The 25,727-nt window shown below is 60.8% G+C and carries 24 protein-coding genes; 11 read left to right on the top strand and 13 right to left on the bottom strand.

Features of this window, described 5'->3' with window-relative positions:
• Positions 1-117 precede the first annotated feature (117 nt).
• From C8C92_RS00215 to C8C92_RS00205, 3 genes are all read right to left on the bottom strand, one after another.
• A complete protein-coding gene (locus C8C92_RS00215; protein WP_099761738.1) occupies positions 118-657 on the bottom strand; it encodes a DinB family protein in 540 nt (179 codons plus the stop codon).
• Positions 658-690: 33 nt separating this feature from the next.
• On the bottom strand, positions 691-1,290 hold the full coding sequence (locus C8C92_RS00210; RefSeq protein WP_099764369.1) for a MarC family protein: 600 nt from the start codon (positions 1,288-1,290) through the stop codon (positions 691-693).
• Between the two features lie 117 nt (positions 1,291-1,407).
• On the bottom strand, positions 1,408-2,196 hold the full coding sequence (locus tag C8C92_RS00205; protein ID WP_116742708.1) for a helix-turn-helix transcriptional regulator: 789 nt from the start codon (positions 2,194-2,196) through the stop codon (positions 1,408-1,410).
• A gap of 102 nt (positions 2,197-2,298) precedes the next feature.
• Between C8C92_RS00205 and C8C92_RS00200 the strand changes: the two genes are divergently transcribed.
• The 3 genes from C8C92_RS00200 (at position 2,299) to C8C92_RS00190 (ending at position 6,323) form a co-directional block, all read left to right on the top strand.
• Positions 2,299-3,216, top strand: coding sequence for a DMT family transporter (locus C8C92_RS00200; RefSeq protein WP_116742707.1), 918 nt, complete (start codon positions 2,299-2,301; stop codon positions 3,214-3,216).
• Positions 3,217-3,256: 40 nt separating this feature from the next.
• Complete coding sequence (locus C8C92_RS00195) at positions 3,257-4,174, top strand: hypothetical protein (RefSeq protein ID WP_133250679.1); 918 nt, start codon at positions 3,257-3,259, stop codon at positions 4,172-4,174.
• A 415-nt stretch (positions 4,175-4,589) separates the two neighbouring features.
• Positions 4,590-6,323 (top strand): methyl-accepting chemotaxis protein, encoded by a 1,734-nt coding sequence (locus tag C8C92_RS00190; RefSeq protein WP_116742705.1) that lies wholly within the window; start codon positions 4,590-4,592, stop codon positions 6,321-6,323.
• 22 nt (positions 6,324-6,345) lie between these two features.
• Here the strand turns inward: C8C92_RS00190 and C8C92_RS00185 are convergent, their stop codons facing one another.
• Positions 6,346-7,488 (bottom strand): AI-2E family transporter, encoded by a 1,143-nt coding sequence (locus tag C8C92_RS00185; RefSeq protein WP_099761749.1) that lies wholly within the window; start codon positions 7,486-7,488, stop codon positions 6,346-6,348.
• A gap of 160 nt (positions 7,489-7,648) precedes the next feature.
• Positions 7,649-8,587 carry a hypothetical protein gene (locus C8C92_RS00180; protein ID WP_133250678.1) on the bottom strand — a complete coding sequence of 313 codons (939 nt, stop codon included), beginning with the start codon at positions 8,585-8,587 and terminating at the stop codon, positions 7,649-7,651.
• A gap of 123 nt (positions 8,588-8,710) precedes the next feature.
• On the opposite strand from C8C92_RS00180, the gene C8C92_RS00175 reads away from it, so the two are divergent.
• On the top strand, positions 8,711-9,079 hold the full coding sequence (locus C8C92_RS00175) for a hypothetical protein (RefSeq protein WP_116742703.1): 369 nt from the start codon (positions 8,711-8,713) through the stop codon (positions 9,077-9,079).
• Here the strand turns inward: C8C92_RS00175 and C8C92_RS00170 are convergent.
• The 5 genes from C8C92_RS00170 to dnaA form a co-directional block, all read right to left on the bottom strand.
• Positions 9,058-10,119: a GGDEF domain-containing protein gene (locus C8C92_RS00170; RefSeq protein WP_116742702.1), complete on the bottom strand. Its 1,062-nt coding sequence runs from the start codon at positions 10,117-10,119 to the stop codon at positions 9,058-9,060. The genes C8C92_RS00175 and C8C92_RS00170 overlap by 22 nt on opposite strands.
• Positions 10,120-10,325: 206 nt before the next feature.
• Positions 10,326-11,246 carry a helix-turn-helix domain-containing GNAT family N-acetyltransferase gene (locus C8C92_RS00165; RefSeq protein ID WP_116742701.1) on the bottom strand — a complete coding sequence of 307 codons (921 nt, stop codon included), beginning with the start codon at positions 11,244-11,246 and terminating at the stop codon, positions 10,326-10,328.
• A gap of 145 nt (positions 11,247-11,391) precedes the next feature.
• Complete coding sequence (gyrB, locus tag C8C92_RS00160) at positions 11,392-13,890, bottom strand: DNA topoisomerase (ATP-hydrolyzing) subunit B (protein ID WP_116742700.1); 2,499 nt, start codon at positions 13,888-13,890, stop codon at positions 11,392-11,394.
• A 152-nt stretch (positions 13,891-14,042) separates the two neighbouring features.
• Complete coding sequence (gene dnaN / locus C8C92_RS00155; protein WP_034754341.1) at positions 14,043-15,149, bottom strand: DNA polymerase III subunit beta; 1,107 nt, start codon at positions 15,147-15,149, stop codon at positions 14,043-14,045.
• A 149-nt stretch (positions 15,150-15,298) separates the two neighbouring features.
• Positions 15,299-16,693: a chromosomal replication initiator protein DnaA gene (gene dnaA / locus C8C92_RS00150; protein ID WP_034781304.1), complete on the bottom strand. Its 1,395-nt coding sequence runs from the start codon at positions 16,691-16,693 to the stop codon at positions 15,299-15,301.
• A gap of 513 nt (positions 16,694-17,206) precedes the next feature.
• Between dnaA and rpmH the strand changes: the two genes are divergently transcribed.
• From rpmH to C8C92_RS00120, 6 genes are all read left to right on the top strand, one after another.
• Complete coding sequence (rpmH, locus tag C8C92_RS00145; RefSeq protein WP_010401996.1) at positions 17,207-17,341, top strand: 50S ribosomal protein L34; 135 nt, start codon at positions 17,207-17,209, stop codon at positions 17,339-17,341.
• Between the two features lie 23 nt (positions 17,342-17,364).
• Complete coding sequence (rnpA, locus tag C8C92_RS00140) at positions 17,365-17,802, top strand: ribonuclease P protein component (protein ID WP_099403828.1); 438 nt, start codon at positions 17,365-17,367, stop codon at positions 17,800-17,802.
• Positions 17,799-18,059 (top strand): membrane protein insertion efficiency factor YidD, encoded by a 261-nt coding sequence (gene yidD / locus C8C92_RS00135; RefSeq protein WP_071075105.1) that lies wholly within the window; start codon positions 17,799-17,801, stop codon positions 18,057-18,059. Before rnpA ends, yidD begins: the two co-directional genes overlap by 4 nt.
• An 11-nt stretch (positions 18,060-18,070) precedes the next feature.
• Positions 18,071-19,807: a membrane protein insertase YidC gene (yidC, locus tag C8C92_RS00130; RefSeq protein ID WP_116742699.1), complete on the top strand. Its 1,737-nt coding sequence runs from the start codon at positions 18,071-18,073 to the stop codon at positions 19,805-19,807.
• Positions 19,808-19,992: 185 nt separating this feature from the next.
• A complete protein-coding gene (gene mnmE, locus C8C92_RS00125) occupies positions 19,993-21,372 on the top strand; it encodes a tRNA uridine-5-carboxymethylaminomethyl(34) synthesis GTPase MnmE (RefSeq protein WP_116742698.1) in 1,380 nt (459 codons plus the stop codon).
• Positions 21,373-21,381: 9 nt separating this feature from the next.
• Positions 21,382-21,681, top strand: a complete 300-nt coding sequence (locus tag C8C92_RS00120; RefSeq protein WP_116742697.1) for a hypothetical protein — start codon at positions 21,382-21,384, stop codon at positions 21,679-21,681.
• Positions 21,682-21,773: 92 nt separating this feature from the next.
• Here the strand turns inward: C8C92_RS00120 and C8C92_RS00115 are convergent, their stop codons facing one another.
• Positions 21,774-23,471 (bottom strand): M1 family metallopeptidase, encoded by a 1,698-nt coding sequence (locus tag C8C92_RS00115; protein WP_099761791.1) that lies wholly within the window; start codon positions 23,469-23,471, stop codon positions 21,774-21,776.
• Positions 23,472-23,650: 179 nt separating this feature from the next.
• On the opposite strand from C8C92_RS00115, the gene C8C92_RS00110 reads away from it, so the two are divergent.
• A complete protein-coding gene (locus tag C8C92_RS00110; RefSeq protein WP_096238196.1) occupies positions 23,651-23,851 on the top strand; it encodes a hypothetical protein in 201 nt (66 codons plus the stop codon).
• Positions 23,852-23,854: 3 nt separating this feature from the next.
• On the opposite strand, the gene C8C92_RS00105 is transcribed toward C8C92_RS00110, so the two are convergent.
• Positions 23,855-24,490, bottom strand: a complete 636-nt coding sequence (locus tag C8C92_RS00105; protein ID WP_099761793.1) for an Hpt domain-containing protein — start codon at positions 24,488-24,490, stop codon at positions 23,855-23,857.
• 93 nt (positions 24,491-24,583) lie between these two features.
• On the bottom strand, positions 24,584-25,537 hold the full coding sequence (locus tag C8C92_RS00100) for a CAP domain-containing protein (protein ID WP_347708455.1): 954 nt from the start codon (positions 25,535-25,537) through the stop codon (positions 24,584-24,586).
• Positions 25,538-25,727 lie beyond the last annotated feature (190 nt).

Raw genomic sequence — 25,727 nt, 5'->3', positions numbered from 1 at the left:
TTGCAAAGTTCGAATGATTCATGTAATCCGAAAATATATTTTATAACCGGATATTTCTGTTAACTTGCCTGATTTTTATCAGGTATCAACATATATATAATACTTTCCCGGAATTCCTCAGAGATGGTTGGGAATGCGGAACAGCAGGTCGGTATCGCCCAGGTCGACACCGGTTTGCGACAGCAGGGTGCTGGCCTGGCCCCGGTGGTGCGTCTGGTGATTGAAGAAATGCATGAGCAGGCTGAAGAATTCGCGCCGGTTCGGCCCCTTGCTGTTGCGGTAATCGAGCAAATGGTCCAGGTCTTCTTCGCGGATGGAGGCGGCCCAGTCGATGATGAGCTGGTCCAGCCACAGCCGGTGCGCATGCATGGCGGCAAAATCCTCGGCCGCGAACAGCGGGTGCGTGAGCGAGGCGGGCGGCGTGATGGCGCGGATGGGGTCGAGCAGGGGAAAGCCGGCCGGATGTTTTGCATAGCGCTGCAGCCACAGGGTGTCGCCCACCATCACGTGGTTCAGGGTGGCCAGCAGGGAGCCAAAAAAGGCGCCCCGCTCGCGCTGCAGCTCGCCGGGCGGCAGGCTGGCCGCCGCCGCGTAGACCTTGGCATTCATCCACTGGTTGTAATCGGCCATCAGGCAAATGTGGGCGCAACGGCTCATGGACAAACCTCCGTGAATGAATGAAAGGCTATTTTATACAGACTTCAAAAATGCGCGTATGCCGGCCAACAACATTTCAATGGCCATCGCCGTCAGGATCAAGCCCATCAGGCGTTCGAACGCCGTCATGACCCGTGGACCGAGCGCCCGCTGCAAGCGTTCGGCGCACAGGAAGACGGCCAGCCAGACGACGGCCACGGCCGTCAGCCCCGCGACGTGGGCGATCACTTCATTGACTTCATGCGAGGAAAACAGCAGCACGGTGGCCAGGGCCGACGGGCCGGCCAGCGCGGGGATGGCCAGCGGCACGATGAACGGTTCGCCGGCCATCTCGTGGTCGCTATTGCCCGCGTTCGGTTGTGGGAACACCATGCGCATGGCGATCAGGAACAAAATCACACCGCCGCCGATGCGCAGCGCCACTTCCGACAATTGCAAGGCGTTCAGGAAGTGGCGGCCGAAGAACATGAATAGCAGCAAGATGCCGAAGGCGATCATGCATTCGCGCACCACGACTTTCCAGCGCCGCTCGATGGGTACCCGCTTCAGGGCATTGACGAACAGGGAAACGTTGCCGAACGGATCGGTGACGAGCAAGAGCAGGATAAATGTCTGGAAGAAATTCTGTGTCATGGTGGTGTGATTGAGGTCAACATCGCTGCCAGGATGGGCGCGCTGCGATAAGGCTTGCGATGATAACAAGAGAGGTGACTCTCGCCCATGATTATTGATGCATAGCAGCATTTTTTTTTATGCAGCGATGACTTTAGCCTGGTAAAACGCGGTGGGCGTGGTGCCGAAATGTTTCTTGAACATGGCCGTAAACGCACTCTGGCTGGTGTAGCCGTTGTCCATGGCCACGTCGATGACCTTGCTGCCGTGCGCCAATTGTTCCAGCGCTCGCAGCAAACGGGCTTGCTGGCGCCACTGGCCAAAGCGCATGCCCGTCTGTTTCTGGAACAGCCGGTGCAGGCTGCGCTCGGTGATGGACAGTTCCTGCGCCCAGTGCGCCACCGTCACTTGCTCTCCCGGTTGTGCCATCAGCCGCGCGCAAATGCCGCGCAGGCGCGCATCCACTGGTAAGGGCAAATACAGGGGCAGCACGGGCAGGCTGTTTAGTTCGTGCAACAGCAGTTGCAGCAGGTGCCAGTCGCGGCTGCCTTGCGTGAAATCGGGCGCGATGTCGACGGCTGCCACGATCAGTTGCCGCAGCAGGGGGCTGATGTCGAGCACGCAGCTGTGGCGCGGCAGCAGCGGTGAGCTGGCGCAATCGATGAAGACGGTGCGCATTTTGACCGCGCCGCTCATGCGCACCTGGTGCGCGATGCCGGGCTGCAGCCATACGCCGCGCGTGGGCGGCACCACCCAGCGCCCGCCCTGCGCTTCGATGGTCATCACGCCCTCGATGGCGTACAGCAATTGCGCATGCGTGTGGCGGTGCACGGAAATCACATGGCCATGCGCATAGTCGACGGCCAGCGCCATGGCGCGCGCCGTGACGGGCAGCAATTCCTGAAAGGCGGCGGAGGAACAATCCATCAAATAAGGTCAGTTTTGCGATAGGAATGGACATCTTAGCGCGAGAAGACGCGACGCGCCTGCGGCATGATGGTTCCCCCGCAATGATTTATGGAGCCTCGCATGCCTGTGCGCGCCTATCTGTATCCGTTTCTGGCCATGCTGCTGTGGGCCGGCAACGTCGTCGTCTCGAAGCTGGCCGCATCCAGCATCGCCCCCACGGCCATCACTTTTTATCGCCTGGTGCTGGTCTTGCTGGTGATGACGCCGTTTATCATTCTCCCCCTGTGGCGCAACCGCGCCGCCATCCGGCGCCAGTGGTGGCAGCTGGCCCTGTGCGGAGTGATGTCGATGGCGCTGTTCCAGAGCCTGTCCTATCGCGCCGCCGAATCGACGACGGCGACGAACATGGCCATCGTCACGGCGCTGGCGCCGCTGATGACGGCCCTGCTCAGCGTGCTGCTGCTGGGCGAGCGCCTGACGCTGGGTATGGCGGCCGGCGGCGTGCTGTCGTTTTGCGGCTTGCTGTACCTGGTTGGGCGCGGCGATATGCTGGCCTTGCTGCAGCAGGGCGTGCATGCGGGTGACGCGCTGATGCTGCTGGCCTGCCTGATCTTCGCCCTGTACGGCGTGCTGCTGCGCCGTTGGCGTTTAACGATTCCCGCCTGGCAAGCCATTTATTGCCAGGCGCTGGCGGCCCTGGCGTGCATGCTGCCGCTGTTCCTGCTGTTGCCGCCCGGTAGCGCCAGGCTGGACGCCACCACCTTGCCCCTGATCGGCTATGCGGGCATCGGCTCGTCCATCGTGCTGTCTTACCTGTGGATCGAAGGCGTCAAACTGCTGGGGCCGAACCGCTGCAGCATCTACGTCAACCTGTTGCCTTTGCTGACGGCCTTGCTGGCCATCGTCTGGCTGCACGAAAGCATGCATATGTATCACCTGGTCGGCGGCGGTATCTCGCTGCTGGGCGTGCTGCTGGCGCAGACGGTGCAGCGCCCGTTGTTTGGCCGCTACCGTCCTGGGGTGTCCGGGACTGCCTGAATGGCCATGCATAATGGCGCTTTTGGGCAGTGGAGTTGGCATGCGGAAAACATTTGGGATGAGCACGATGGCGGCGCTGCTGGCGCTGGGAACCCTGGCGCCAGCGCAGGCGGCGCCGCGTTTTTATGCAGGCCAGCCCATGGCCACCGCCAGCTCCGTCGAACGCGGCGCGAAAACCATGGACGAGGCGCAGGTGCGCACGGCGCTGGCCCATGTGCCGCTGATCGACCACAGCATAGCCTACGCACCCACGGGCGTGGCCGAGTTTGACGCCATCGAGCATGCGCATGGCACCCTGGTCGGCTATTTCAATATCGACGGCGAGTTACTGCCGGGCAAACCGGCCGACGCGCCCGCGTTTGCGTATAAAAAAACCTTCCAGGAAAAAGAGGGCCATTTTCTGACCGTCACGTATCTGCTGGGCAAGGGCTGGCAAGGGAGCCGCGCACCCAGTTACCACGTCAAGTGGATCACCTGGGAAACACAGCCGCAGCGCTTTGCCGCCAGCCAGGATGGCGTATTTATCGAATACGACGTGAATTGCTGCGTGGGCAGCGTGTTTGCCCGTGGCCTGTATGCGCAGGGCAAGCGCACGGGCGTATGGCACTATGAAGAGCCGAACACCATCCGCTCGTTTGGCGCCTTCGTCGATGACAAGGCTGAAGGGCCGTGGACGTATGCAAGCGGCGACGAAACCACCACGGGCATGATGCAGCGGGGCCAGCGCACGGGCCGCTGGGAAGTGAGCCCGGGCGTGGCCGAATGGCGCGCAGCGGACATGCACAGTTTCACCGGTTATGACCATTTTGTGAAAGACCGCTTGAACGGCCCCAGCGAGCGCCGCATCGATGGCGTGGTGCAATGGCAGGGCAACTATGTGAATGGCAAGAAGCAGGGCCAGTGGGTCGAACCTGGCGGTGGCGGCTTGTATGTCGACGACGTGAAGCAGGGGCAGTGAAAGAAGGCGATGCCGGGGCAAATACTGACTATGCTCGACGGCAAGCTCATTACGGAAACCATGTATTAACATACCTGGCATGCCGGCGCGACCGCGCACGATTGCGACATGCCAGTTCTGCGCAAAAAACATCATCCGCTTGTTACAAAGCGTGAAAATCCCGGCTGCATATTGCTACAGCTAATCTTTCCCTGTATCTTGCGATCAGGAAATTAAAAGTACAGGAAACCTCAACCCTGTTGCCCCGTATTTCACTCCTGACGATGATGAGCGGGCCGCCTTCCCCCAGCCGCCAGTCACGCTCCATCGACCGAATTTTGTCCTGAACAATTAAGAATTGCCCCGCCCATCTGGTGCTTGCCGTTATCCGTCCGGCATGCGCAAGCATGGTTGCGCCCTTACCAAGGAAAATTGCATGCTGTCGAATATAACAATAAAAATGCGCCTGATTGCCACCATGAGTGTGCTGGGCGTGCTGATCGCCTTGCTGGGCGTGATGAGTATCATCAGCCTGAAATCGGCCAACAACAGCCTCAACGAGGTCTACAGCAACCAGCTAGCCTCGACGCAGGCGATCGGCGAATCGCAAATCGCCCTGGGCCGCGCCCGTTTTACGATGGACCGCGTGATGGTGCACCCGGATGCGGCCAATGCCAAGGATACCCTGGCTCGCTCCGAGCAATTCATCGAGGCTTCCAACAAGTCCTGGAAGGTGTACCTGGCCTTGCCGCAAAGCGCGGAAGAAAAGCGCCTGTCCGACGACATGGACAAGAAGCGCAACGACTATATTAACAATGGCATGCTGGCCATGAGCAAGGCTTTGCGCGAAAACAATATCGAGCAGGCGGACAAGCTGATGATGACGGGTCTGTCGGTTCTCTACCGTACCCTGGACCAGGCTGCCGAAACATTGACGCAATTCCAGGCCACCTCGGCCGCCGCGATGTATGCGGAAAGCCAGGCCAGTTACCGCACGCAAGTGACCATGGCCATCATCGGCATGATCGTCGGCGCCTTGCTGACGATTATTTCCAGCTTCTTGCTGCTGCGCGCCATCTTCGGCCCGCTGGACCAGGCTCTGCGCCATTTCGGTGCCATTTCGGACGGCAACCTGGCCAACGACATCGTCATCACGCGCAACGATGAAATGGGCGCTCTGCTGACGGGCTTGCAGAAAATGCAGGAACGCCTGTCGACCACCGTGCGCGGCGTGCGCGACGGCAGCGGCGCCATCGCCACGGCCAGCAATGAAATCGCCTCGGGCAACCTGGACCTGTCCAGCCGCACGGAGCAGCAAGCGTCCAGCCTGGAAGAAACGGCCTCCTCGCTGGAAGAGCTGACCTCGACCGTCAAGCAGAATTCCGACAATGCGCGCCAGGCGAACCAGCTGGCCGTCTCCGCCTCGGACGTGGCCGTCAAGGGTGGCGCGCTGGTGGCGCAAGTGGTCGATACCATGGGCTCCATCAGCGAATCGTCGAAAAAGATCGCCGACATTATCGGTGTGATCGATGGCATCGCTTTCCAGACCAACATCCTGGCCCTGAACGCGGCCGTGGAAGCGGCGCGTGCAGGCGAGCAAGGCCGTGGCTTTGCCGTCGTCGCCACAGAAGTGCGCAACCTGGCGCACCGCTCGGCCAGCGCCGCCAAGGATATCAAGATGCTCATCGAAGCGTCGGTGCAGAATGTGGGTGCCGGCAGCGCGCTGGTCAGCCAGACGGGTACGACGATGGACGAAATCGTGGCCAGCATTCGCCGCGTGACGGACATCATGGGCGAAATCAGCGCCGCCGGCCACGAGCAGGAACTGGGCATCGGCCAGATCAATCAAGCGGTGGCGGAAATGGATACCGTGACGCAACAAAATGCGGCATTGGTGGAAGAAGCGGCAGCCGCTTCGGAAGCGATGCAGGAGCAGGCGGCGGCGCTGGCCGAAATGGTCAGCATCTTCAAACTCGACGCCGCCCACAGCGGCCCGGCAGCGGCCAAGCCTGCCTTGCGCAAGCCTGTCGTGGCCGCCGCCAGCACGGCCTTGAAACGTCCGGCAGTGCGCCTGGCGCCGGCCCGCGCTGCGGCAGCACCTGTTGCCGCCGCCAAGCCGCGTCCAGCCAAGCCCGCCGCGGATAGCAGCGGCGAGTGGGAAGAGTTCTAAGTGACGGCTTAAATTACTGCGCTTACAGGGCCACCTTGCTGCCCTGTTCCTGCAGCAGCGCCGCCTCGGCCAGGGCCTGGGCGCGCGCTTCCTCGGCCGCCTGTTCCGCTTTCTCATGCGCATCATGGCGCGCCTGCAAGGCCGCCCGTGCGCGCACGAAGACGATCTTGATGGCCGCCATCACGGGCACGGACAGGAAGATGCCCACCACGCCCCCCAACTGGTCGCCGGCCAGCAAGCCGACGATCACCATCAGCGGGCTCACTTCCACGCCTTCGCTCATCAGGTACGGATTGACCACGTAATCCTGGAACAAACGGTAGGCGGCGATAAAGCCGATCAGCCAGAATACGTGATCGAAGCCGCTGAAACCGGCCACGACCACAGCGATGATGGCGGCCGCCAGCGGACCGGCAAACGGGATGAATTCCAGCAAGGCGGCGGCGCCCGCCAGCAGCAGGCTGTACGGCACGCCCATCAGGGAAAAGGCGATGCTGTAAGACACAAACGTGGCGATCGACAACAGCAGCAGCGCGCGTACATAGCGCGACAGCAAGATGTCGAGGTCATCGATGATGGCGCCCCAGAGCTTCTTGTTCGGGCGGTTCAGCAAGGACAGCAAGCCGTCGCGCATGTCCGGCCCTTCCTTGATCAGCAAAAAGCTCAGCACGGGCACCAGCACCAGATAGATCAGGTTGCTGGCCGCATGCATGACGGTCAAGCCCAGTTCCTTCGCCAGCGGCATGGCTTGTCCCGTACCGCTGCTCAGCTGCGTCTGCATGAATGACAGCAGGCGCGCGCGCAAGGGTTCCATGAATTCCGGCAAGGGGATGCGCTCGGCAAAATTATTGCCTTTAAGCAGTGTTGGCAATTGATCGCTGAGCTTGATAGCCTCTTCCTCGATGCGCGCCCCGAAGATGGAGCTCAGTATCGCCACCAGCAAGATCACCACCAGGAAGACGATGCCGATATTGGCCGTGCGCGGCAGGCGCTTCGGCCCATGGCGCTCCAGCAGCCCGATCAGCGGATACACGAGATAGCTGAAGAAAACGGCAAACACCACCACGATCAGGGTCGACGAGACCTTGTAGGTGAGAAATAACAAGAAGGCGATGAGGAAAGCCGTCCACACCATCTTGGCAACGCGCAAGTTAAAACCGAACATATGATTCCTTAGGGCAGGATGCGACGCAAGCGTGGCAGGCGTGAAGGGCAGGGTGGGCGAGGCAGGGAGCGGGCCGCGCCGCACGGCCGGAAATCATACCGCAAAATGCCAAAATGCCATGCTCCTGTGCGTGATGGCAATGTTTCCCCTGCGCTCACGCTTATTTTGTCTGCCAGCTGGCTACGGTGATGAAGACGCTGTCTTTCTTGCCCTGTTCGCGCAAGGTCACCGTGTAGCGGCCGCTGGCATCGTTGCCCGTCAACACGACCTTGTCGTCATGCCCCTTCACTTGCGCGCCCTTGGCCAGCTTGGCGTAGGTGTTGAGCACCCAGTGGAAATCGGCATAGCTGCGCAGGGTGATGGTGGCATCGGGCATGGGCTCGTCGCCGGCCGCGGCCGCTTCCGTGGGCGTGCCGGTCAATTCCGCGTTCGGCAACAGCAGGTGCAGCAAGCTGGCGGGAAAGCCGGGCGGCACGTCGCGCGCTTCCCAGCCGGGCTGGCCGGGGCGGGTGGTAATGTATTCCACCACAGCAATGCTTTGCCGCTGCTCCGGCGCAGCCTGTGCCAGCATCGGTGGCCGCTGCCGCGCCCACACCAGCAGCGGCGCGGCCATCTCGTCCTCTGCACCTGGTGGCAGGAACAGTGTCAGCACGGCATGCGTGGACGGCAGGCAGGCGGGCGCGCAATGGCCATTGACGAGGCCGAGCGCCAACAGCTTGCGTTGCGGGTCGAACAGCATGGCGGCGCGCCATGCACCGCGCGTGCCGGCATCGATGGAGGCCAGCACCGAGCGCCCGTCGGGCAGCATGGTGCGCGTGATGTCGTCCAGTGACTGCATGCTGTCGAGTACCTGGAGCGCGACCAGGGTGTCGTCCTGCGTATAGCTGCCACGCGCATAGCCGAGCAGCCTGAAGACGTCGGCGCGGATCTCGGGATGCTCGTTCAGGCTGAGCGGCGGCGATGGCACGGAGACGGGCACGGTGGCGGCCACGAAGGCGGCATCCTCGGCAGAAATGGCTTGTGCCATGCTGGAAAGCGGCAGGCACAGGGTAGCGCACAGCGACAGCATGCGCAGAGTGAATTTTCCTGGGGTGTTCAATGGCAATCCTTGTCGAGACGCCATGCCGATCCGCTTGCCGGCATGCGCGCGCCGCGATCTTAGCATTTCAGGAATGAAACGCTTTCTGCTAAGCTTGGCTATTGAATCACTGTCCCCGTTGCCATGGCCAAGATCACCATTTCCTGCAGTATTCCCGTCGACGATGAGGTCGTGACCGAGTTCCTGCTCAAGTACGTGCTCCAATCGCGTCTCGGCGCGGCCAGGAGATTGCGCATGGGAGAGAAGGGTTGTTTCTATACCTGCTCCTTGTATCGAGATGACCACGCCAAGGTGAGCCGTTTGATGCGCCGCATGCTGGCGTTCTTTGAGAGCAAGGACATCCCCTTGACCATCCTCAAGATCGGCGCCCTGGACAGCTGGGACGAGGTGGACCCGGAGCAGCGCGACCCGTGGAAAATTTCTCCGCAAGCCTTGCTGGCGCTGCTCGATGCGACGCCCAACGGCGATGTTCAGGCGGCGTTGAGCACGTAGCGGTTCTTGCCGCTTTTCTTGGCCTGATACAAGGATTCATCGGCACGCCGGTAGCTGTGCGACAAGTCCGCTTCCTTGAGCATTTCCGCCATGCCGATGCTGACGGACACCTTGCGTTCCGGCACGAAAGCCGCCTCGACGCTGTCGACCAGTTGCGCGGCAAAGGCGCAGGCCGCGTTCTTTTCGCCCAGGTAAATGATGGCGAATTCCTCGCCGCCCAGGCGGCCGCACAGGTGCTCGCCACACAGCCCCGCGATGACGTCGGCGATCTTTTTCAACACCTCGTCGCCCACCTCATGGCCGTGTACGTCGTTGATTTGCTTGAAGTCGTCGATGTCGATCATCAGGAAAAACGCGGGTGTATGCGCCGTACGCTGCAGGATGCGGGCGCTTTGTGTAAACATGCGTCGGTTGTTGAGTCCGGTCAAGCCATCCTTGTAGGCCATCGTCGCCAGTTCGCGCTGGGAACGGTAGTTATGGATGCGCAAGACGAGAAAATAGATATTTAGCGCCAGGCCGATGATCACGCTGATGGTGACGGCCAGCACGGGCCAATGCTGGTCGGCCTGGCCCGCATGCACGGGAAACTGCCCCAGCCCCAGGATGGCCCACACGCCCAGTGATACGCCCAGGTAATACGCGATGCCGCTGAAGATGGGTGCCGTTGTCAGGGTGATCATCACGCCCAGCGGCAACACCCAGAAAGCGGGGTCTTCCGTGCCCAGCATCAGCACGCGAAAGCCGAAAGCGATGAACAGCACGCTGATGGTGCCGCTGACGATGATGGCCTGCAGCGACCTGGCATAGACCGTCAGCAGCAGCCCCACCAGCATACCCGTCACGCCCAGCGCCGCCTGCGCATGATCGAGCGAAGCGCGCGACAGGGTCAGGCTGAATGTGACCAGCCAGCAAGCCAGGCCAAACGTCAGGATCGCTATCGAAATGAAATGCAGTTCTTTGAAAAAGCGCTGCTGCTGCTCCCGTTCTCCTGAAAAGAACAGGTAATAGAAGGCAGGAGACAGGCTGCGCGAAGTGAACATTGCATTTGTCCAGGCAGACAACACGCCTTGCGGCAGGGAAGCCTCCCGGCAACGGCAGGCGACATGACGCGCGTACAAAAGTAGTTGCGCTCAGGAACTAGTGTACTGGTTTCTGGGGGGTAGTGGGGAGATGGACCAGGAAATTGGCGGACAGTGTCCTGCCGCCGCCACAGTCGCTTCCACGCCAGGGGCCGGCAAGCGCCGGCTTACAGGTCGCGCGCCAGCACCTGGCCGACCAGATCCTTGCCAAAGCTGTGATGCGCCTCTTCCTCGACCAGTTGGAAGCCAGCCTTGTCGTAAATGCGCCTGGCGTCGGTGAGGATGCTGTTGGTCCACAATACCATTTTTGTATAGCCGACCTGGCGGCTGAAGCGCAGGCATTCATTGACCAGGCGGCTGCCGATGCCCAGGCCGCGTGCGCAGGGATCGACATACAGCAGGCGCAGCTTGGCCGTCGTATCGTCCTGGCGCACGATGAGGACGGAACCGATTACCTTGCCGTCCTTCTCGGCTATCCAGCAGCGCTCGCGGGCCGGATCGAATTCCCGCACGAACTTGGTGAGAATCTCGGCAACGAGTGCCTCGTATTCGTTGTTCCAGCCATATTCCTGCGCATACAGCACGGCTTGACGGTGGATGATCCAGCCCATGTCACCCGGCTGCGGATTGCGCAGGATATAACTGGGCGATGCTTCCCCCAGCAAGCCCTGGATTTGCCCCATGGCAGCGACCAGTTCCTGCTGCGCCGTTGGCGGCAAGCGTTGCAGCATGGCCGCCACTTCGCGCCGCGATGCATCAACCAAGGGCGCGAGCGTGCGTTTGCCCTGTTCGGTCAGCTGCAACTGCGCCGCGCGCGCATCCGTCGGCGAGCGCGTCTTGATGATCAACCCCTGCTTTTCGAACCCGGCAATGACCCGGCTCAGGTAGCCCGCGTTCAAGCCCAGTTCGCGGCACAGATCCGCACTGGTCAGTTGTTCCCGGTGCGCCAGTTCATACAGGATGCGTACCTCCGTCAGCGAAAACGCGCTATCCAGCAAATGTTCATGTAGCACGCCAATTTGGCGCGTATAGAAACGGTTGAAACGACGTACGATCTCCGTGCGCTCACTGAGTTGATTCGCGTGCATGTAACACCTCCCATTTGCTTGCTTATGGCAGATTATTGATTGCTTTTGGCAAGTATATCAATGTGGCAGCAGAATGCTGGCGCGCATAAAAAAAGCGGCCCTGAAAAGGGCCGCCTTGGCTGTCACGAAAACCAGGGAAGCTGGCTTACACGTCAATATTCCCCGCACGCAGCGCATTATTCTCAATAAACGCCCTGCGTGGTTCCACGTCATCACCCATCAGCGTCGTGAAGATCTGATCCGCAGCAATGGCGTCTTCAATCTGCACTTTCAACAAGCGGCGGACGGTCGGGTCCATCGTCGTTTCCCACAGCTGATCCGGGTTCATCTCGCCCAGACCTTTGTAGCGCTGTTTCGAGACGGTGCGTTCGGCTTCGTCGCGCAGCCATTGCATGGCTTGGTGGAAGTCGACCACGGCGATTTCCTTCATGCGCTCGCCTTCGCCGCGGCGCACGAAGGCGCCTTCGCCGATCAGGCCTTCGAAGGTGGCGGCGCCGTTGGCCAGCACGGCGTAGTCCGGGCCTTGCACGAAGTCGGCGTCGATGGCCGTCACTTTGATGTTGCCGTGGTGCATGCGCTCGACGCGCAGCATGTGTTTTTCCGACAAATCGTCGGAACGCACGTGCACGCGCACGGCGCTGTCGTTGATGGCCGTCTGCAGGGCCAGGGCGGAGGTTTCCGCCAGGTCAAGCGTCGACAGATCCAGCTGCACGCCCGTCATGATGGCCGTCAGGGCGGCGCGGTCGATGACGCGCGTCAGACGCGTCATGATGGTGTTCGACAGGTTGAACTTGCGCACCAGTTCCGTCAGCGTTTCGCCGGAAATGCCTTCCGCGCCGGTGCGCGGCACCAGCACGGCCGTGTTCAGCGCCACCGTCATCATGTAGCTCGCTTCTTCGGCGTCATCTTTCAGATAGCGCTCGTCGCGGCCCGATTTCACTTTGTACAGCGGCGGTTGCGCGATGTAGATGTGGCCGCGCTCGACCAGTTGCGGCATCTGGCGGTAGAACAGGGTCAGCAGCAGGGTACGGATGTGGGCGCCGTCGACGTCCGCATCGGTCATGATGATGATGCGGTGGTAGCGCAGCTTTTCGACGTTGAATTCGTCCGGTCCGATCGAGGTGCCGAGGGTGGCGATCAGGGTGGTGATCTGCTCGGACGACAGCATCTTCTCGAAACGGGCTTTTTCCACGTTCAGCACTTTACCGCGCAGCGGCAGAATCGCCTGGAACTTGCGGTCGCGTCCTTGTTTTGCCGAGCCACCTGCCGAGTCACCCTCGACGATGTACAGTTCGCACAGGGCCGGGTCTTTTTCCTGGCAGTCGGCCAGCTTGGCCGACAGGCCCAGGCCATCCATGATGCCTTTGCGGCGCGTCAAGTCGCGGGCCTTGCGGGCCGCTTCACGGGCGCGTGCCGCTTCGACGATCTTGCCGCAAATGATCTTGGCGTCGTTCGGTTTTTCTTGCAGGTAATCGGCCAGGGTCTTGGCGACGATCTCTTCGACGGGGCCGCGCACTTCTGACGACACCAGCTTGTCTTTCGTCTGCGACGAGAATTTCGGTTCCGGCACTTTCACCGACAAGACGCAGGTCAGGCCTTCGCGCATGTCGTCGCCGCTGATTTCCACTTTCGCCTTTTTGGCGAACTCGTGTTCATCGATGTATTTGTTGATCACGCGCGTCATGGCCGCGCGCAAGCCGGTCAGGTGGGTGCCGCCGTCGCGTTGCGGGATGTTATTCGTAAAGCACAGCACTTGTTCGTTGTAGGCATCGTTCCACTGCATCGACACGTCGACCGAGATGTTCGTGCCCTGGTCCGACAGGCGCTCGCCCGTGGCCTGGAAAATGGTCGGGTGCAAGACCGACTTGGCCTTGTTGATGTACTCGACGAAGCCGCGCGTGCCGCCTTCGAAGGCGAAGATTTCTTCCTTGCCCGTGCGCTGGTCGGACAATTTGATCTTGACGCCATTGTTCAGGAAGGACAGTTCGCGGATGCGCTTGGCCAGGATTTCGTAGTGGAATTCCACATGCGTGAAAATCTCTTCGTCGGCCCAGAAATGCACGTCGGTACCGCGCTTGTCCGTCTCGCCGATGACCTTGATCGGCGAGGTGGCGATGTCGCCCACCATGACGATCTGGCGGTCTTGCGGTACGCCGCGCACGAATTCCATGTGATGCACTTTGCCATCGCGGCGGATGGTCAGTTTCAGCAATTTCGACAGGCCATTGACGCAAGACACGCCCACGCCATGCAAACCGCCCGATACCTTGTACGAGTTCTGGTCGAACTTGCCGCCCGCGTGCAGCTCGGTCATGACGATTTCCGCCGCCGAACGCTTCGGATCGTGCTTGTCGTCCATTTTCAGGCCGGTCGGCACGCCGCGGCCATTGTCGGTGATCGAGATCGAATTGTCGCTGTGGATCGTGACGTGGATGTCCGTGCAGTGGCCGGCCAGCGATTCATCGATGGAGTTGTCCAGCACTTCGAATACCAGGTGGTGCAAGCCGGTGCCGTCCGAGGTGTCGCCAATGTACATGCCCGGGCGTTTGCGTACGGCCTCCAGGCCTTCCAGGATCTGGATGGAGGAGGCGCCGTATTCTTCCGTGATGGCCTGGATCGGGGTGTCTTGTGGATTCTCGGACATGGACTGCTTTCTCAAATAACGATTGCTGATTGATTCGGGGCTGCTGGCTGATGACCGTAGGTCGGGTTAGCCGGAACGGCGTAACCCGACAGACGGCGCTCAGCATGTCGGATTACGCTGCGCTAATCCGACCTACGTCACTGCTGTGGTCTTTAGATCCGCATCGGCATGACGACATACTTGAAGTCGGCATTGTCCGGGATGGAGATCAGGGCGGACGAGTTCGAATCACCGAGCGCGATGTTGACGTATTCGCATTTCAGGTTGTTCAGCACGTCCAGCAGATACGTCACGTTGAAGCCGATGTCGACGGAATCGCCGCCGTAGTCGATTTCCAGCTCTTCGACGGCTTCTTCCTGGTCCGCATTGGTCGAGCTGATCTTCATGCTGCCCGGGGTGATGATGCAGCGCACGCCCTTGAACTTGTCGCTGGTCATGATGGCGGCACGTTGCAGCGAGCGCAGCAGTTCATCGCGGCCGATGGTGAAGTCGTTTTTGTAGCCTTTTGGAATCACGCGCGTGTAGTCGGGGAACTTGCCTTCCACCAGCTTCGAGATCAGCTCGATGTCGGCAAAGGTCAGTTTCACCTGATTGGCGGCGATGTCCAGCTGCACCGGCTCATCGTTCTCTTCCAGCAGGCGCTGCAGTTCGATGATGGTCTTGCGCGGAATAATCACTTCCTGGCGCGCAAACGTCTGCTCGGTGGCGACCTGGCAAAACGCCAGGCGGTGGCCATCGGTGGCCACGGCGATGACATTATTGCCATCCAGGACCAGCAGCAAGCCGTTCAGGTAATAGCGGATGTCTTGCTGCGCCATCGAGAAATGCACCATGTTGAACAGGTGCTTCAGCGTTTTTTGCGGCAGGGTGACGGACGCGTTGTAGCTTTCCGCCTGTTGCACGGTTGGAAACTCTTCCGCCGCCAGGGTTTGCAGGGCGAAGCGCGACTTGCCCGTTTGCACGGTCAGGCGCTTGTTCAGCAGGGTCATCGTGACGTCGCCCGATTCGGGCAGGGCGCGCAAAATATCCAGCAGTTTGCGCGCGGCCACGGTGGTGCCGGTGACGTCCGCACCGGAACCGATTTCCGCGTGCGTGGTGATCTGCACTTCGGTGTCGGTCGACAGGAAGGAGACATTTTCACCGTCTTTGCGGATGAGGATATTGGCCAGAATCGGCATAGTGTGCCGACGCTCGACAATACCGCTCACGATCTGCAGTGGCCGGAGAAGGGTATCTCGGGTGGTTTTGACCAATTGCATATTTATCCTCAATGTATAGGTTGAACAGTACGATGTTTAACGTATTAATTTAACAATTGTTGCCATAGGGAGCCCCGACAGACCGGCTGCGGTGCCCTCCCAGATGATAAGGGTAAAGCACGTTTTGAGCCAGTCTTGCCAAATGGTGCTTAGCCCTTCAACGTTTGCTCCAGTACATGCAATTCGTGGTTGCATTCCGGGTTCTTGGTGCGGTCCAGCGCGATCTTGCGCACGGCATGCAGCACCGTGGTGTGGTCGCGGCCGCCGAACAGCTCGCCGATTTCCGGCAGGCTCTTCTGTGTCAATTCCTTGGCCAGGTACATGGCGATCTGGCGTGGCCGGGCGATATTCGCGGGCCGGCGCTTCGAATACATGTCGGCTACCTTGATATTGAAGAAGTCGGCCACCGTTTTCTGGATGTTTTCCACGGAAATCTGGCGGTTTTGCACCGACAGCAAGTCCTTCAGGGCTTCCTTGACGATATCGATAGTTATATCTTTGCCATGGAAACGCGAATACGCCAGAATTTTGCGCAGCGCGCCTTCGAGCTCGCGCACGTTCGAGCGCAAGTGCTTGGCGACAAAGAAGGCCACGTCGTCGGAGAAGGTCACACCTTCCTGCTTGGCTTTTTTCAACAGAATCGCCACGCGCATTTCCAGTTCCGGCGGCTCGATGGCCACCGTCAGGCCCGAGTCGAAGCGCGAAATCAGGCGGTCGTCCATGCCCGTGATTTCCTTCGGATAGGTATCCGAGGTGATGATGATCTGTTTCTTCGCAGCAATTAACGCCTCGAACGCATAGAAAAACTCTTCCTGCGTGCGGCTCTTGCCGCCAAAGAACTGGATATCATCGATCAGCAGCATGTCGAGCGAGTGATAGTAGTGCTTGAAGTCGTCGAAACCCTTGCGCTGGTAAGCGGTCACTACGTCGCGAACGTACTGTTCTGCGTGGATGTAGCGGATCTTCGCGCCCGGATTGTCGGCCATCACCTGGTTGCCGATGGCGTGGATCAAGTGCGTTTTACCCAGGCCGACGCCGCCGTAGAAGAACAGCGGGTTATACGACACGCCCGGGTTGTTCGCCACCTGGATGGCGGCGGCGCGCGCCAACTGGTTGGCCTTGCCGGTCACGAAGCTGTCGAAGGTCAGGTCGGTGTTGATGCGGCTCTGCTCGCGGCGCGGCGCCGCGCCGATGCTCAGTTCCGGCACGCTGGGCTGCGGCTCCGCGGCGCGCGCGCTGGGCGCGCCGCCATTCGGATCGCTGGCCGGGGTGCTGGCGGTGACGGGCTTCTTCGGCAGGGCCAGGCGCGGGTCGAGCACGAACTGCACTTCCGTGGGCGCTTCGAAGTACTGTATGGCCAGGGCAGTGATGCGGCTGGCGAACTGGGTCTTGACCCAATCGAGCTTGAAGCGATTGGGCGCAGCAATGCGCAGCTTGCCCTCTTCGTAATCGAGAGGGATAAGCGGTTTGATCCACGCACTGAATTGTTGCGGTGTCAGCTCCAGTTCCAACTGCGCGGAACAGGCCTGCCAGAAATTATCCATGTATGTCTATGTGAAAAGGTGTGGGAGGGCGTATCGATTCTGCCCTGCGTTCACCGTGTTGCAAGGCCGGCGTCGCGCGAGGGCTCGCCACACGTAACGCGCTATTCTACTCCCGACTGCCAAAGTTATCCACAGGCACGGCTGTTATTTTTCTGTGGCGGGGTGGGGCGCCGTGTGTATAAGAGGCGACTTATCCCCCGGTTATCCCGATGCAGGCAGTGCTGGCGCGGCCTGTGGCGGGGGCGTGCCGGTGGATGGGGTCTGGCGCGAAAATTTCCGGGCGATCACTGCAATCCTTGACAAGAGGGGGGCATATGCTGAATAATTCAGGGTTCCCCGCCCGTATTCCGTGTTTATTCATTTGGAACGACAATATGGACTAAGCGTGGATTAAGCGGGCGATGAGATTGGCCAGCTTGTGCCTTGGCATAAGTGCGCGATTGTCATTGGCACCAAAAACTGACGGGACGTCAGACCCGATTTTGCATTTTTTTTGTTTTTAGCGAGACCAACATGAAACGTACTTACCAACCTTCCGTCGTTCGCCGCAAGCGTACGCACGGCTTCCGCGCTCGTATGGCTACCCGTGGTGGCCGTGATGTGCTCAACGCACGTCGCGCAAAGGGCCGCAAACGTCTGGCCGTATAGGCTTGTCGTTGACAGCTGATCGCGTGGCTAGCTGTACTCCAGTCGGCAATCAACGCGAAGGTTCACACGACTTCGCGCGCGTTCGGCGTATCGTTAAAACGGATGAATTTTCATCCGTTTTTCGTTTGCGCCCTTCGCAAAAAACAGCGCATTTTGTGCTGTACACCCGACACAATCAATTGCCGCATGCGCGGCTGGGCGTCGTTGTGGCGAAGCGTTTCGCGCCACGCGCGGCGACCCGCAACACGATCAAGCGCGTCACGCGCGAGCTGTTTCGCAACAGCGCGATGCCGCCGGTCGACTGCGTGGTGCGTTTATCGCGCGCCGTCAACAGCAAGGATGGCCCGGCCACCACGACCAAGCTCAAAGCCGAGCTGCGTGAAGAATTGAGCCGCCTGTTCGCGGCGCAAATCGCCGCCCAGGCCCGCTCTGTTGCTGCGCCACCACCGTCCGCGCCATGAAAACCCTGCTGCTGTTCCTGCTGCGCGCTTATCAGTTGCTGATCAGCCCCATGCTGGGACAGAATTGTCGTTTCTATCCGAGTTGTTCGCATTACGCGATGGAAGCGCTGCGCGTGCACGGTACTGCCAAGGGCAGCCTGCTGGCTGCCAAGCGGCTGTGCCGTTGCCACCCCTGGAATGAAGGGGGCGTCGACCCGGTGCCGCCGGCCGACCCTAAACAATCTTCAACGACCGCTTGCGGTTGCAACCACTCCTGACAAATACCCTAATGGATATCAATAAACGTACCATCCTGTGGATCGTGTTTTCCGTCTCGCTGGTAATTCTCTGGAACGAATGGATGATCTCGAACGGCAAGCCGTCGATGTTCTCCGCGAACACGGAACAAACCGCCAAGGCGCCTGCGACCCCTGCCAAGACGGATGCCCTGGCTGCCTCGGCTGCGGCAGGCGTGCCTGCCCTGCCGGGTGAGGCTGTCGATCCCGCCGCGTTCAAGCGCGAAGTGATTACCATCACCACCGACGTCATCAAGGTCGACATCGACACCCTGGGCGGCCAGGTCAAGCGTCTGGAATTGCTGAAGTTCAAGGGCGCGGGCAATCCGGGCTGGTTTGGCGGTTGCTTCGGCCTGTTCAAGGTATGCCAGCCTGATGACGGCAAGCAAAACGAAGTGCTGTTCGACGAAGGCGCGAACCATACTTACCTGGCGCAATCGGGCCTGGTCGGCGGTCCATTCCCTACCCATGCGAGCGGTTTCACCGTGCAGCCTGGTGTACGTACCCTGGCCGATGGCAAGCAGATTCAACTGGTGATGGAAGCGGTCGAAGGCGGCGTCAAGCTGACCAAGACGTTTACCTTCAAGCGCGGCGACTACGTCATCGACGTGCGCCACGACGTCGCCAACGTGGGCGCGGCACCTGTCACGCCACAGCTGTATCTGCAACTGACGCATGACGGCAACAAGCCGGTCGGCGATTCGTTCTTCAACAGCAGCTTCACGGGCCCGACCCTGTACACGCCGCAAGACAAGTACCAGAAGCTGACGTTCGAGAAAATCGAAAAAGCCGCAGTGGAAGACGAGAAGAAGGGCAACGACAACGCCATGAAGGGCTTGCACCCGGCCACGGCGAATGGCGGCTGGTTTGCGATTTCGCAACATTTCTTCGTTTCCGCCTTTGTTCCGCCTGAGAACGTCAAGCGCGACATCTTCACCAAGAAGGTCGGCACCAACCTGTACGCCATCGGCAATGTGCTGCCCCTGCCTACCTTGGCGCCAGGCGCCACGGCCAGCATGGACAGCAAGCTGTACTCGGGTCCGCAAATCGCGCATCTGCTGGAAAACGTTTCGCCTGGCCTGGAACTGGTCAAGGATTACGGCTGGCTGACCATCATCGCCAAGCCGATGTTCTGGGTCATGGAACAGATCCACAGCGTGCTGGGTAACTGGGGCTGGACCATCATCGCCTTCACGATCCTGATCAAGCTGGCGTTCTTCCCCTTGTCGGCTGCCGGCTACCGCAGCATGGCCAAGATGAAACTGGTCACGCCGAAGATGCAAGCGATCCGCGAACGCTTCAAAGGCGATCCGCAAAAGATGAACCAGGCCACGATGGAGCTGTACAAGACGGAAAAGATCAATCCGCTGGGCGGCTGCCTGCCGATCCTGATCCAGATGCCCGTGTTTATCGCGCTGTACTGGGTACTGAACGCGTCCGTGGAAATCCGCGGCGCGCCATGGATCGGCTGGATCACCGACCTGGCCCAGCATGACCCATGGTGCATCCTGCCCGTGCTGTACGCGATCTCGATGTACATCACGACCAAGCTGAACCCGGCACCGGCCGATCCGATGCAAGCGAAGATGATGCTGTTCATGCCTTTGGCATTCTCGGTGATGTTCTTCTTCTTCCCGTCGGGCTTGGTACTCTACTGGGTCGTCAACAACGTTCTGTCGATCGGCCAGCAATGGGTGATCACCAAGAAATACGCGCCTGCCGCCAAGTAATTCCGGCCAGCGAACAGAAAGCCCGCCTAGTGCGGGCTTTTTAATTCTTGTAGGTCGGATTAGCGTGGCAAGGCCACGCGTAATCCGACACTATCGCCAGCGTGTGCTGCGTCGGCTTACGCGCTGCGCGCTAAGCCGACCTACGTTGCTGCACCTTCCCTTGCCGTACCTATTACAATATCCCCATGAAACTCGACTCTTCCCCTATCGCCGCCATCGCCACCGCCCCAGGGCGCGGCGGCATCGGCGTGGTACGCGCCTCCGGCAAAAACCTCGCTCCTTTGATGACGGCCCTGTTCGGCGCGCAGCAACTCAAACCGCGCCACGCCACCTATTTACCGTTCACGGAAAGTGACGGCAGCATCATCGACCAGGGCATCGCCATCCACTTCAAGGGCCCGCATTCGTACACGGGCGAAGACGTGCTGGAATTGCAGGGCCATGGCGGTCCCATCGTGTTGCAGCTGCTGCTGGCGCGCGTGCTCGAAGCGGGCAAGGACAACGGCTTGCGCCTGGCCGAGCCGGGCGAATTCACGCGCCGCGCCTTTTTGAATGACAAGCTGGATCTGGCGCAAGCCGAAGCCGTGGCCGACCTGATCGACGCGTCCACGGAAGCGGCCGCCAAGTCCGCCTCGCAATCGCTGTCGGGTGCGTTCTCGAAGACGATCCACGCGCTGGTGGAACAGGTGACGGGTTTACGGATGCTGGTCGAGGCGACGCTGGACTTCCCGGAAGAAGAAATCGATTTCCTGGAAAAATCGAATGCGCGCGGCCAATTGAAGGCCGTCATCGAAGCGCTGCATAAAGTGTTTGCGCAGGCGGCGCAGGGCGCGCTGCTGCGCGAAGGTCTCAATGTCGTGCTGGCGGGCCAGCCGAACGTGGGCAAATCGTCGCTGCTGAACGCGCTGGCGGGCGCCGACGTGGCGATTGTGACGCCGATTGCCGGCACCACGCGCGACAAGGTCAGCGAAACCATCCAGATCGAGGGTATTCCGCTCAACATCATCGATACGGCCGGCATCCGCAGCGCAGGCGACACCATCGACGCCGTCGAGCGCATCGGCATCGAGCGCACCTGGGGAGAGATCGGCAAGGCCGACGTCATCCTGCACCTGCTCGATGCCGACCATGGCCCCACCCTGGCCGATGAAACCATCGTCGCCGCCTTCCCCGAAGGCGTGCCCGTGGTGCGCGTGTGGAACAAGATCGATCTCTCTGGCCACAAGCCTGGCGTCGACAGCTTGCCGGACGCCACGCACGTGTATCTGTCGGCGCACGAGCACATCGGCATCGACTTGCTGCGCGCCGAGCTGTTGCGCATCGCCGGCTGGCAGCAGACGGGCGAATCGCTGTACCTGGCGCGCGAGCGCCATCTGATCGCCTTGAAATCGGCCGGCAAGCACCTGGACATCGCCGCCGCGCACGCGGCGCAGGATGACCAGTCGCTGGACCTGTTCGCCGAAGAGCTGCGCCTGGCGCAGGTGCAGCTGTCGAGCATCACGGGCGAGTTTTCGCCTGACGATTTGCTGGGCGTGATCTTCAGCCGTTTCTGCATCGGCAAATAAGGAGGTTCGATGAAGCTGCTGCCTGTTCTGCTGTTCAGTTGTCTGCCCTTGCTGGCTGGTGCGCAGGAAAAATTGCCGAAGGACGTGGCGCAGTTTGTCGATAACGCCCAGATGTGCGAGCATTTCGCCGGCGAGTGGGATGACAACGACAAGGCGCGCCAGCGCGAGATCACGCAAGCCGTGGCCAGCTCGTGCGGGCAGGCGCAGCGGCAGTGGAAGCGGCTGCGCGTGAAATATGCAGGGCAGCCGGAAATTCACAAAGTCATCGACGAGCATGCGAATGATGCGGTCAGGAGCTTTCGGAAATAAGTCCGAACCGTGAAAGGCCGGGGTCAGACCCTCAACACCGCTAACACAAAGATCATCGCTAACGTGCGAGGGGGGGCTGACCCCAGGTTTTGTTACCCCTTCTTTCCTTTTACCTGTTCTTCCCTGAACTTCTGGAACGTCTCGATATGCTCGGCGCGGCGCAGCACGCGTGAGCGCGGGTCGAGCGTGTACGTGGTGCCGGCCGGCAGGGGCAGTTCGCCAAAGCCCAGCGACATGGAAACGGTATGGATTTCCTTGCCGATACGCACTTCCACCGGCATCGGAAAGGCGATGTCAGCCGGCGTCTTCCATACCAGGCGCAAGGTGTCGCCGTCACGCACGGCGGACAGTTCCGGCAGCGCGGCCTGGTACAGATAGGTCTGGAAGAACCAGTCGTAGTTGCTGCCCGTGACTTTGTAGACGATGTCCATGAATTCCTTGGTGCTGCCATAGCGCGGCTGGAACTGGCCCGGCTGCGGCTGTTCCGTGCCGTAGACGAGCAGGCGCACGGCGCGGAAGAAGGCGTCGTCGCCGATCAGGCCGCGCAAGGTGTGCAGCACTAGCGCCCCTTTCACATAAATATCGCCGCCCGGTCCGCCCTTTTTCAGGTCATACACTTCTTCCTCGGTTTTCGGCTTGCCCGAGACCATGGGTGCCTTGTTGACGATGCCTGCGCGCATTTGCTGCAACGAAGCAAAATACTCCTGTTCTCCCCGCAGATATTGCATGTACAGCGGCTGCATATATGTGCCGAAGCCTTCGTGCAGCCACATGTCGTCCCAGTTGCTGTTGGTGAGCTGGTTGCCGAACCATTCATGCGCAAACTCATGTTGCAGCAGATCGTCGTAGCCATAGCTGGTCCTGGCGAATTTGTTGCCATAGGCATTGATGGTCTGGTGTTCCATGCCCTTGTGCGGCGTTTCGGCGACACCGACTTTTTCATCGCCAAACGGGTAGGGGCCGATGACGCTTTCAAAAAAATCTAGCATGGGCGGCAATTCCGCGAACAGGGCGCCCGCCTTGGCCTCGCTTTCCGGCAGATACCAGAATTGCAGGGGGATGCGGTTGCCGTAGCGGCTAGCATACTCGCCCTGCAGGCTGCGGTAGGGCGCAACGTTGAGGGCGATGCCATAGGTGCTCGGGTGTTTGGCGCGCCAGTGCCAGGTGCGCCAGCCGTCGGCCTCATCCATGCCAAGCGCGATGCCGTTGCCGGCCGCCACCAGCGGCGCCGGCACGATGATGTGCTGGTCGATCAGCTGTGCCTTGCCCATCGGATGGTCGATACACGGCCAGAACAGGTCGCAGCCTTCGCCTTGCACGGCGCTGGCGATCCATGGCGCGCCATCGGCCGTGCTCGACCACACCATACCGCCATCCCACGGCGCTTTCACGGCGACGTGCGGCACGCCGTGGTAGACGATGCGGATGGTGGTGCGCGCGCCGGCCGCGAGGGTGGCAGGCAAGGTCATGCTCAGGCGTCCGTCCGGGTTGGCATAATCCTGTGGCTGCAGCGCCTTGCCGTCGATTTCGATGGCATCGACGGGCAAGTTGCGGTCCAGGTCCAGCGCGAAACGCGAGATCGGCTGCGTCGCCAGGAAGGTCAGGCGCGCATCGCCGGCGATGCTGCGGCTGGCCGGGTCGATGCGCAAGGTCAGGTCGGCGTGTTCGAACACCACCGCCAATTGCTCCGGCGTGCGTTCGGCGCCCGAATTGAGGGTGTAGGCGGTGGGCGCGCGCGTGGCGCAGGCGCTAAGTAGCAAGCAGGAGAGCAGCAGGGGGATGTGTTTCATGGCGAAGGCGCAAGTGAACGGAACACTGATTGTAGTGTGAAGTGATAACGTTGTCGTTTGGAAATTTCAAGACGCCGAGGGGGCAAGCGTGGCCGCCGTTGAGAAATGTCATGGGCTTCAAACTGTGCTGACGTAATCTTGCTGAGCGGCCTTGAAGTGCCGCTAGGAAAGGAAGCGCCATGGACAGCAAACAGCCGGATGTCGTGGAATGCGAGGATGAGGTAGTGGCGCGCCCACTGCCCGCCATGCCGGAATTGATCGCCTCCTTGCCGCCGAAAGGCGCATGTTGGTACTGCGACAAGCCGCTTGATGCCGTGCGCCGTTTCTGTTGCAAGAGTTGTGGCGTGGCGTATGCGGAAGAGGCGCAGTACAACAGCTGAGCGCTATCGCCGCCGCAGCAGCGCTGCCAGCGCGCCATCGAAATCGAATTCGTGCGCAGCGGCCGCCACTTCCTGGTAGACGTTGACGCCCAGGCTGGCGGCCAGCAGGCTGGCCGAGTTTTCCAGGATGTCGATGGCCGCGCCATCGCCTTCGCGCAGATGGCTGGCCAGGCGCGCCAGCAGCAGCTGGATGGCCGGTGCGGCCGGGTCGGGCGCCATGTCTTGCGCCGCCGTGTGGGTGCTCTCCGGCGTGCCCAGCATGCTGCTGACCGCGCCGAGCAATTGATCCTGCGCCAGTTCCAGCTGCAGCATTTGCCGGGCCAGGTCGGGCGCCTGCGCACGCAGTGCCGACTCCAGGGTTGTCGCCAGGCCGTGCACGTGGCGTGCACCGATCATGCCGGCGGCGCCTTTCAGGGTATGCGCCTTCAGGCGCGCGGAAGCATAGTTGCCCGTGTCGAATTCGGCACGGATCTGGCACGGCGTGGTGCCGTGGTCATGCAGGAAGCGGCGCAGGATTTTCAGGTACAGGATGCGGTCGCCCATGATGCGGCCCAGTCCGTTCTCGACGTCGAGAATACGGACCATGTCGGATGCCGCCAGGGCGGCATCATCATCGCAAGTGGCGTGTGGTTTCAGCATGCTGTGCAGAGAGCCCCAAAACGTGTCACTGTCGTAAAGCAGAAAGTACTATTTTACATCCTGTCGTGCTCAACACCGCGCCCGCTTGCCACGCTAGCGCGTGCTGAATGACCAACTGCGCGTGATGTCCGCGCCATTGACTTTGCCGATGAAACTCACGTCATAGGTGGTGGCCGCCAGCAGGGGCGCCAGCGGAATGATGGATGCGGCCGAGACCGGCGTATGCGCATCGTTGCCGCTGGTGAGCAGGCGTACCGCCAGGTCCGCGCCGGCGCCGCGCTGGCGCACGCTGAACGCCGTCACGCTGACTGGCGTGCCGTAGTTGGCATGCACACTGATCGGGTAGCCGACCACATCCTGGTTCGGCACGGGATCGGGCGCTTCGTTATCGCTGGAGAAACTGACGGCCACTTTCTGCTGCCCGCTGAAGGGATAGGTGATGATCTGTCCCGCCGCGAGCCCGGTGCCATAGTTGCGGTTGCCTGCCAGGTCGGTGGTGAAATACGCGTAGCCGGCGCCACTGACAGCCGCACCCGCGCCGCCTTCTTTGAAGAGCGGCTCGAAAATGACGAAGCGGTGATAGATGGCCGTGACCAGTTCTTCCGCCAGGTAAAAGCCGGAGGTGTTGCTGGCGCCGGCAATGACCTCGCCCTGCAGCGACGTGACGACGTAGCCGGCCTTGGCCAGGCGGTCGCCCAGTGTGACGCCGGTAAAGCCGGGCTTGCCCTGCACCTGTTCGTGCGCCACCGTATTGTTGAGGTTCAGATAGCTGGAATGGCCCAGGGCGGCGCTGTCGATCAAGCCGTTGCGTACCAGTGGCGACAGGCCGATCTGGCTGCGCCGGTAGTTGAACCAGTTGAAGCCATCGGTGGCAATATTGTTGCTGAGCGCGGGAGCGCCCGGTTCCTGTACCAGCTGCCCTGCCGGGGTCGAGGTGTTTTGCGCAACATTGCTGCTGTCGCTGCTGCCTCCGCCACAGGCGCTCAACAGGGCTGCGCTCAGCAGGGCGGGTATCCAGCGTTTCCAACGCAGTGACGAGACAATCAAGTTGACTCCTGTATAGGTGGGCGGACAGAGGTGGGGGCCGGCGTGCTGCCCGGTGAAACGATTCTAAGGTATTTTGATAGCGCGTAGAGCATCCATGAAAAGATATGTCGTGCGCTCGTGCGCGGACGCTCCCGCAGCTGCGCAGGGTAGAATGAGCGCAGCGCAGCGTTTGCCGCTGCATTGCCTCATT

It is taken from the genome of Janthinobacterium sp. 78 (genome assembly GCF_003096775.1).
GTDB lineage: Bacteria > Pseudomonadota > Gammaproteobacteria > Burkholderiales > Burkholderiaceae_D > Janthinobacterium > Janthinobacterium tructae.
This window is presented reverse-complemented; position numbering and strand designations above follow the sequence as displayed.

Bases quoted from the DNA above. Each gene is read 5' to 3' on its own strand.
- C8C92_RS00195 (WP_133250679.1), top strand. From the start codon at position 3,257: ATGCGGAAAACATTTGGGATGAGCACGATGGCGGCGCTGCTGGCGCTG.
- rpmH (WP_010401996.1), top strand. From the start codon at position 17,207: ATGAAACGTACTTACCAACCTTCCGTCGTTCGCCGCAAGCGTACGCAC.
- C8C92_RS00165 (WP_116742701.1), bottom strand. From the start codon at position 11,246: ATGCACGCGAATCAACTCAGTGAGCGCACGGAGATCGTACGTCGTTTC.
- C8C92_RS00215 (WP_099761738.1), bottom strand. From the start codon at position 657: ATGAGCCGTTGCGCCCACATTTGCCTGATGGCCGATTACAACCAGTGG.
- C8C92_RS00205 (WP_116742708.1), bottom strand. From the start codon at position 2,196: ATGGATTGTTCCTCCGCCGCCTTTCAGGAATTGCTGCCCGTCACGGCG.
- yidD (WP_071075105.1), top strand. From the start codon at position 17,799: ATGAAAACCCTGCTGCTGTTCCTGCTGCGCGCTTATCAGTTGCTGATC.
- gyrB (WP_116742700.1), bottom strand. From the start codon at position 13,890: ATGTCCGAGAATCCACAAGACACCCCGATCCAGGCCATCACGGAAGAA.
- C8C92_RS00170 (WP_116742702.1), bottom strand. From the start codon at position 10,119: ATGTTCACTTCGCGCAGCCTGTCTCCTGCCTTCTATTACCTGTTCTTT.
- C8C92_RS00115 (WP_099761791.1), bottom strand. From the start codon at position 23,471: ATGAAACACATCCCCCTGCTGCTCTCCTGCTTGCTACTTAGCGCCTGC.
- C8C92_RS00175 (WP_116742703.1), top strand. From the start codon at position 8,711: ATGGCCAAGATCACCATTTCCTGCAGTATTCCCGTCGACGATGAGGTC.
- dnaA (WP_034781304.1), bottom strand. From the start codon at position 16,693: ATGGATAATTTCTGGCAGGCCTGTTCCGCGCAGTTGGAACTGGAGCTG.
- C8C92_RS00210 (WP_099764369.1), bottom strand. From the start codon at position 1,290: ATGACACAGAATTTCTTCCAGACATTTATCCTGCTCTTGCTCGTCACC.
- dnaN (WP_034754341.1), bottom strand. From the start codon at position 15,149: ATGCAATTGGTCAAAACCACCCGAGATACCCTTCTCCGGCCACTGCAG.
- C8C92_RS00120 (WP_116742697.1), top strand. From the start codon at position 21,382: ATGAAGCTGCTGCCTGTTCTGCTGTTCAGTTGTCTGCCCTTGCTGGCT.
- C8C92_RS00190 (WP_116742705.1), top strand. From the start codon at position 4,590: ATGCTGTCGAATATAACAATAAAAATGCGCCTGATTGCCACCATGAGT.
- C8C92_RS00105 (WP_099761793.1), bottom strand. From the start codon at position 24,490: ATGCTGAAACCACACGCCACTTGCGATGATGATGCCGCCCTGGCGGCA.
- C8C92_RS00185 (WP_099761749.1), bottom strand. From the start codon at position 7,488: ATGTTCGGTTTTAACTTGCGCGTTGCCAAGATGGTGTGGACGGCTTTC.
- C8C92_RS00200 (WP_116742707.1), top strand. From the start codon at position 2,299: ATGCCTGTGCGCGCCTATCTGTATCCGTTTCTGGCCATGCTGCTGTGG.
- mnmE (WP_116742698.1), top strand. From the start codon at position 19,993: ATGAAACTCGACTCTTCCCCTATCGCCGCCATCGCCACCGCCCCAGGG.
- yidC (WP_116742699.1), top strand. From the start codon at position 18,071: ATGGATATCAATAAACGTACCATCCTGTGGATCGTGTTTTCCGTCTCG.
- C8C92_RS00110 (WP_096238196.1), top strand. From the start codon at position 23,651: ATGGACAGCAAACAGCCGGATGTCGTGGAATGCGAGGATGAGGTAGTG.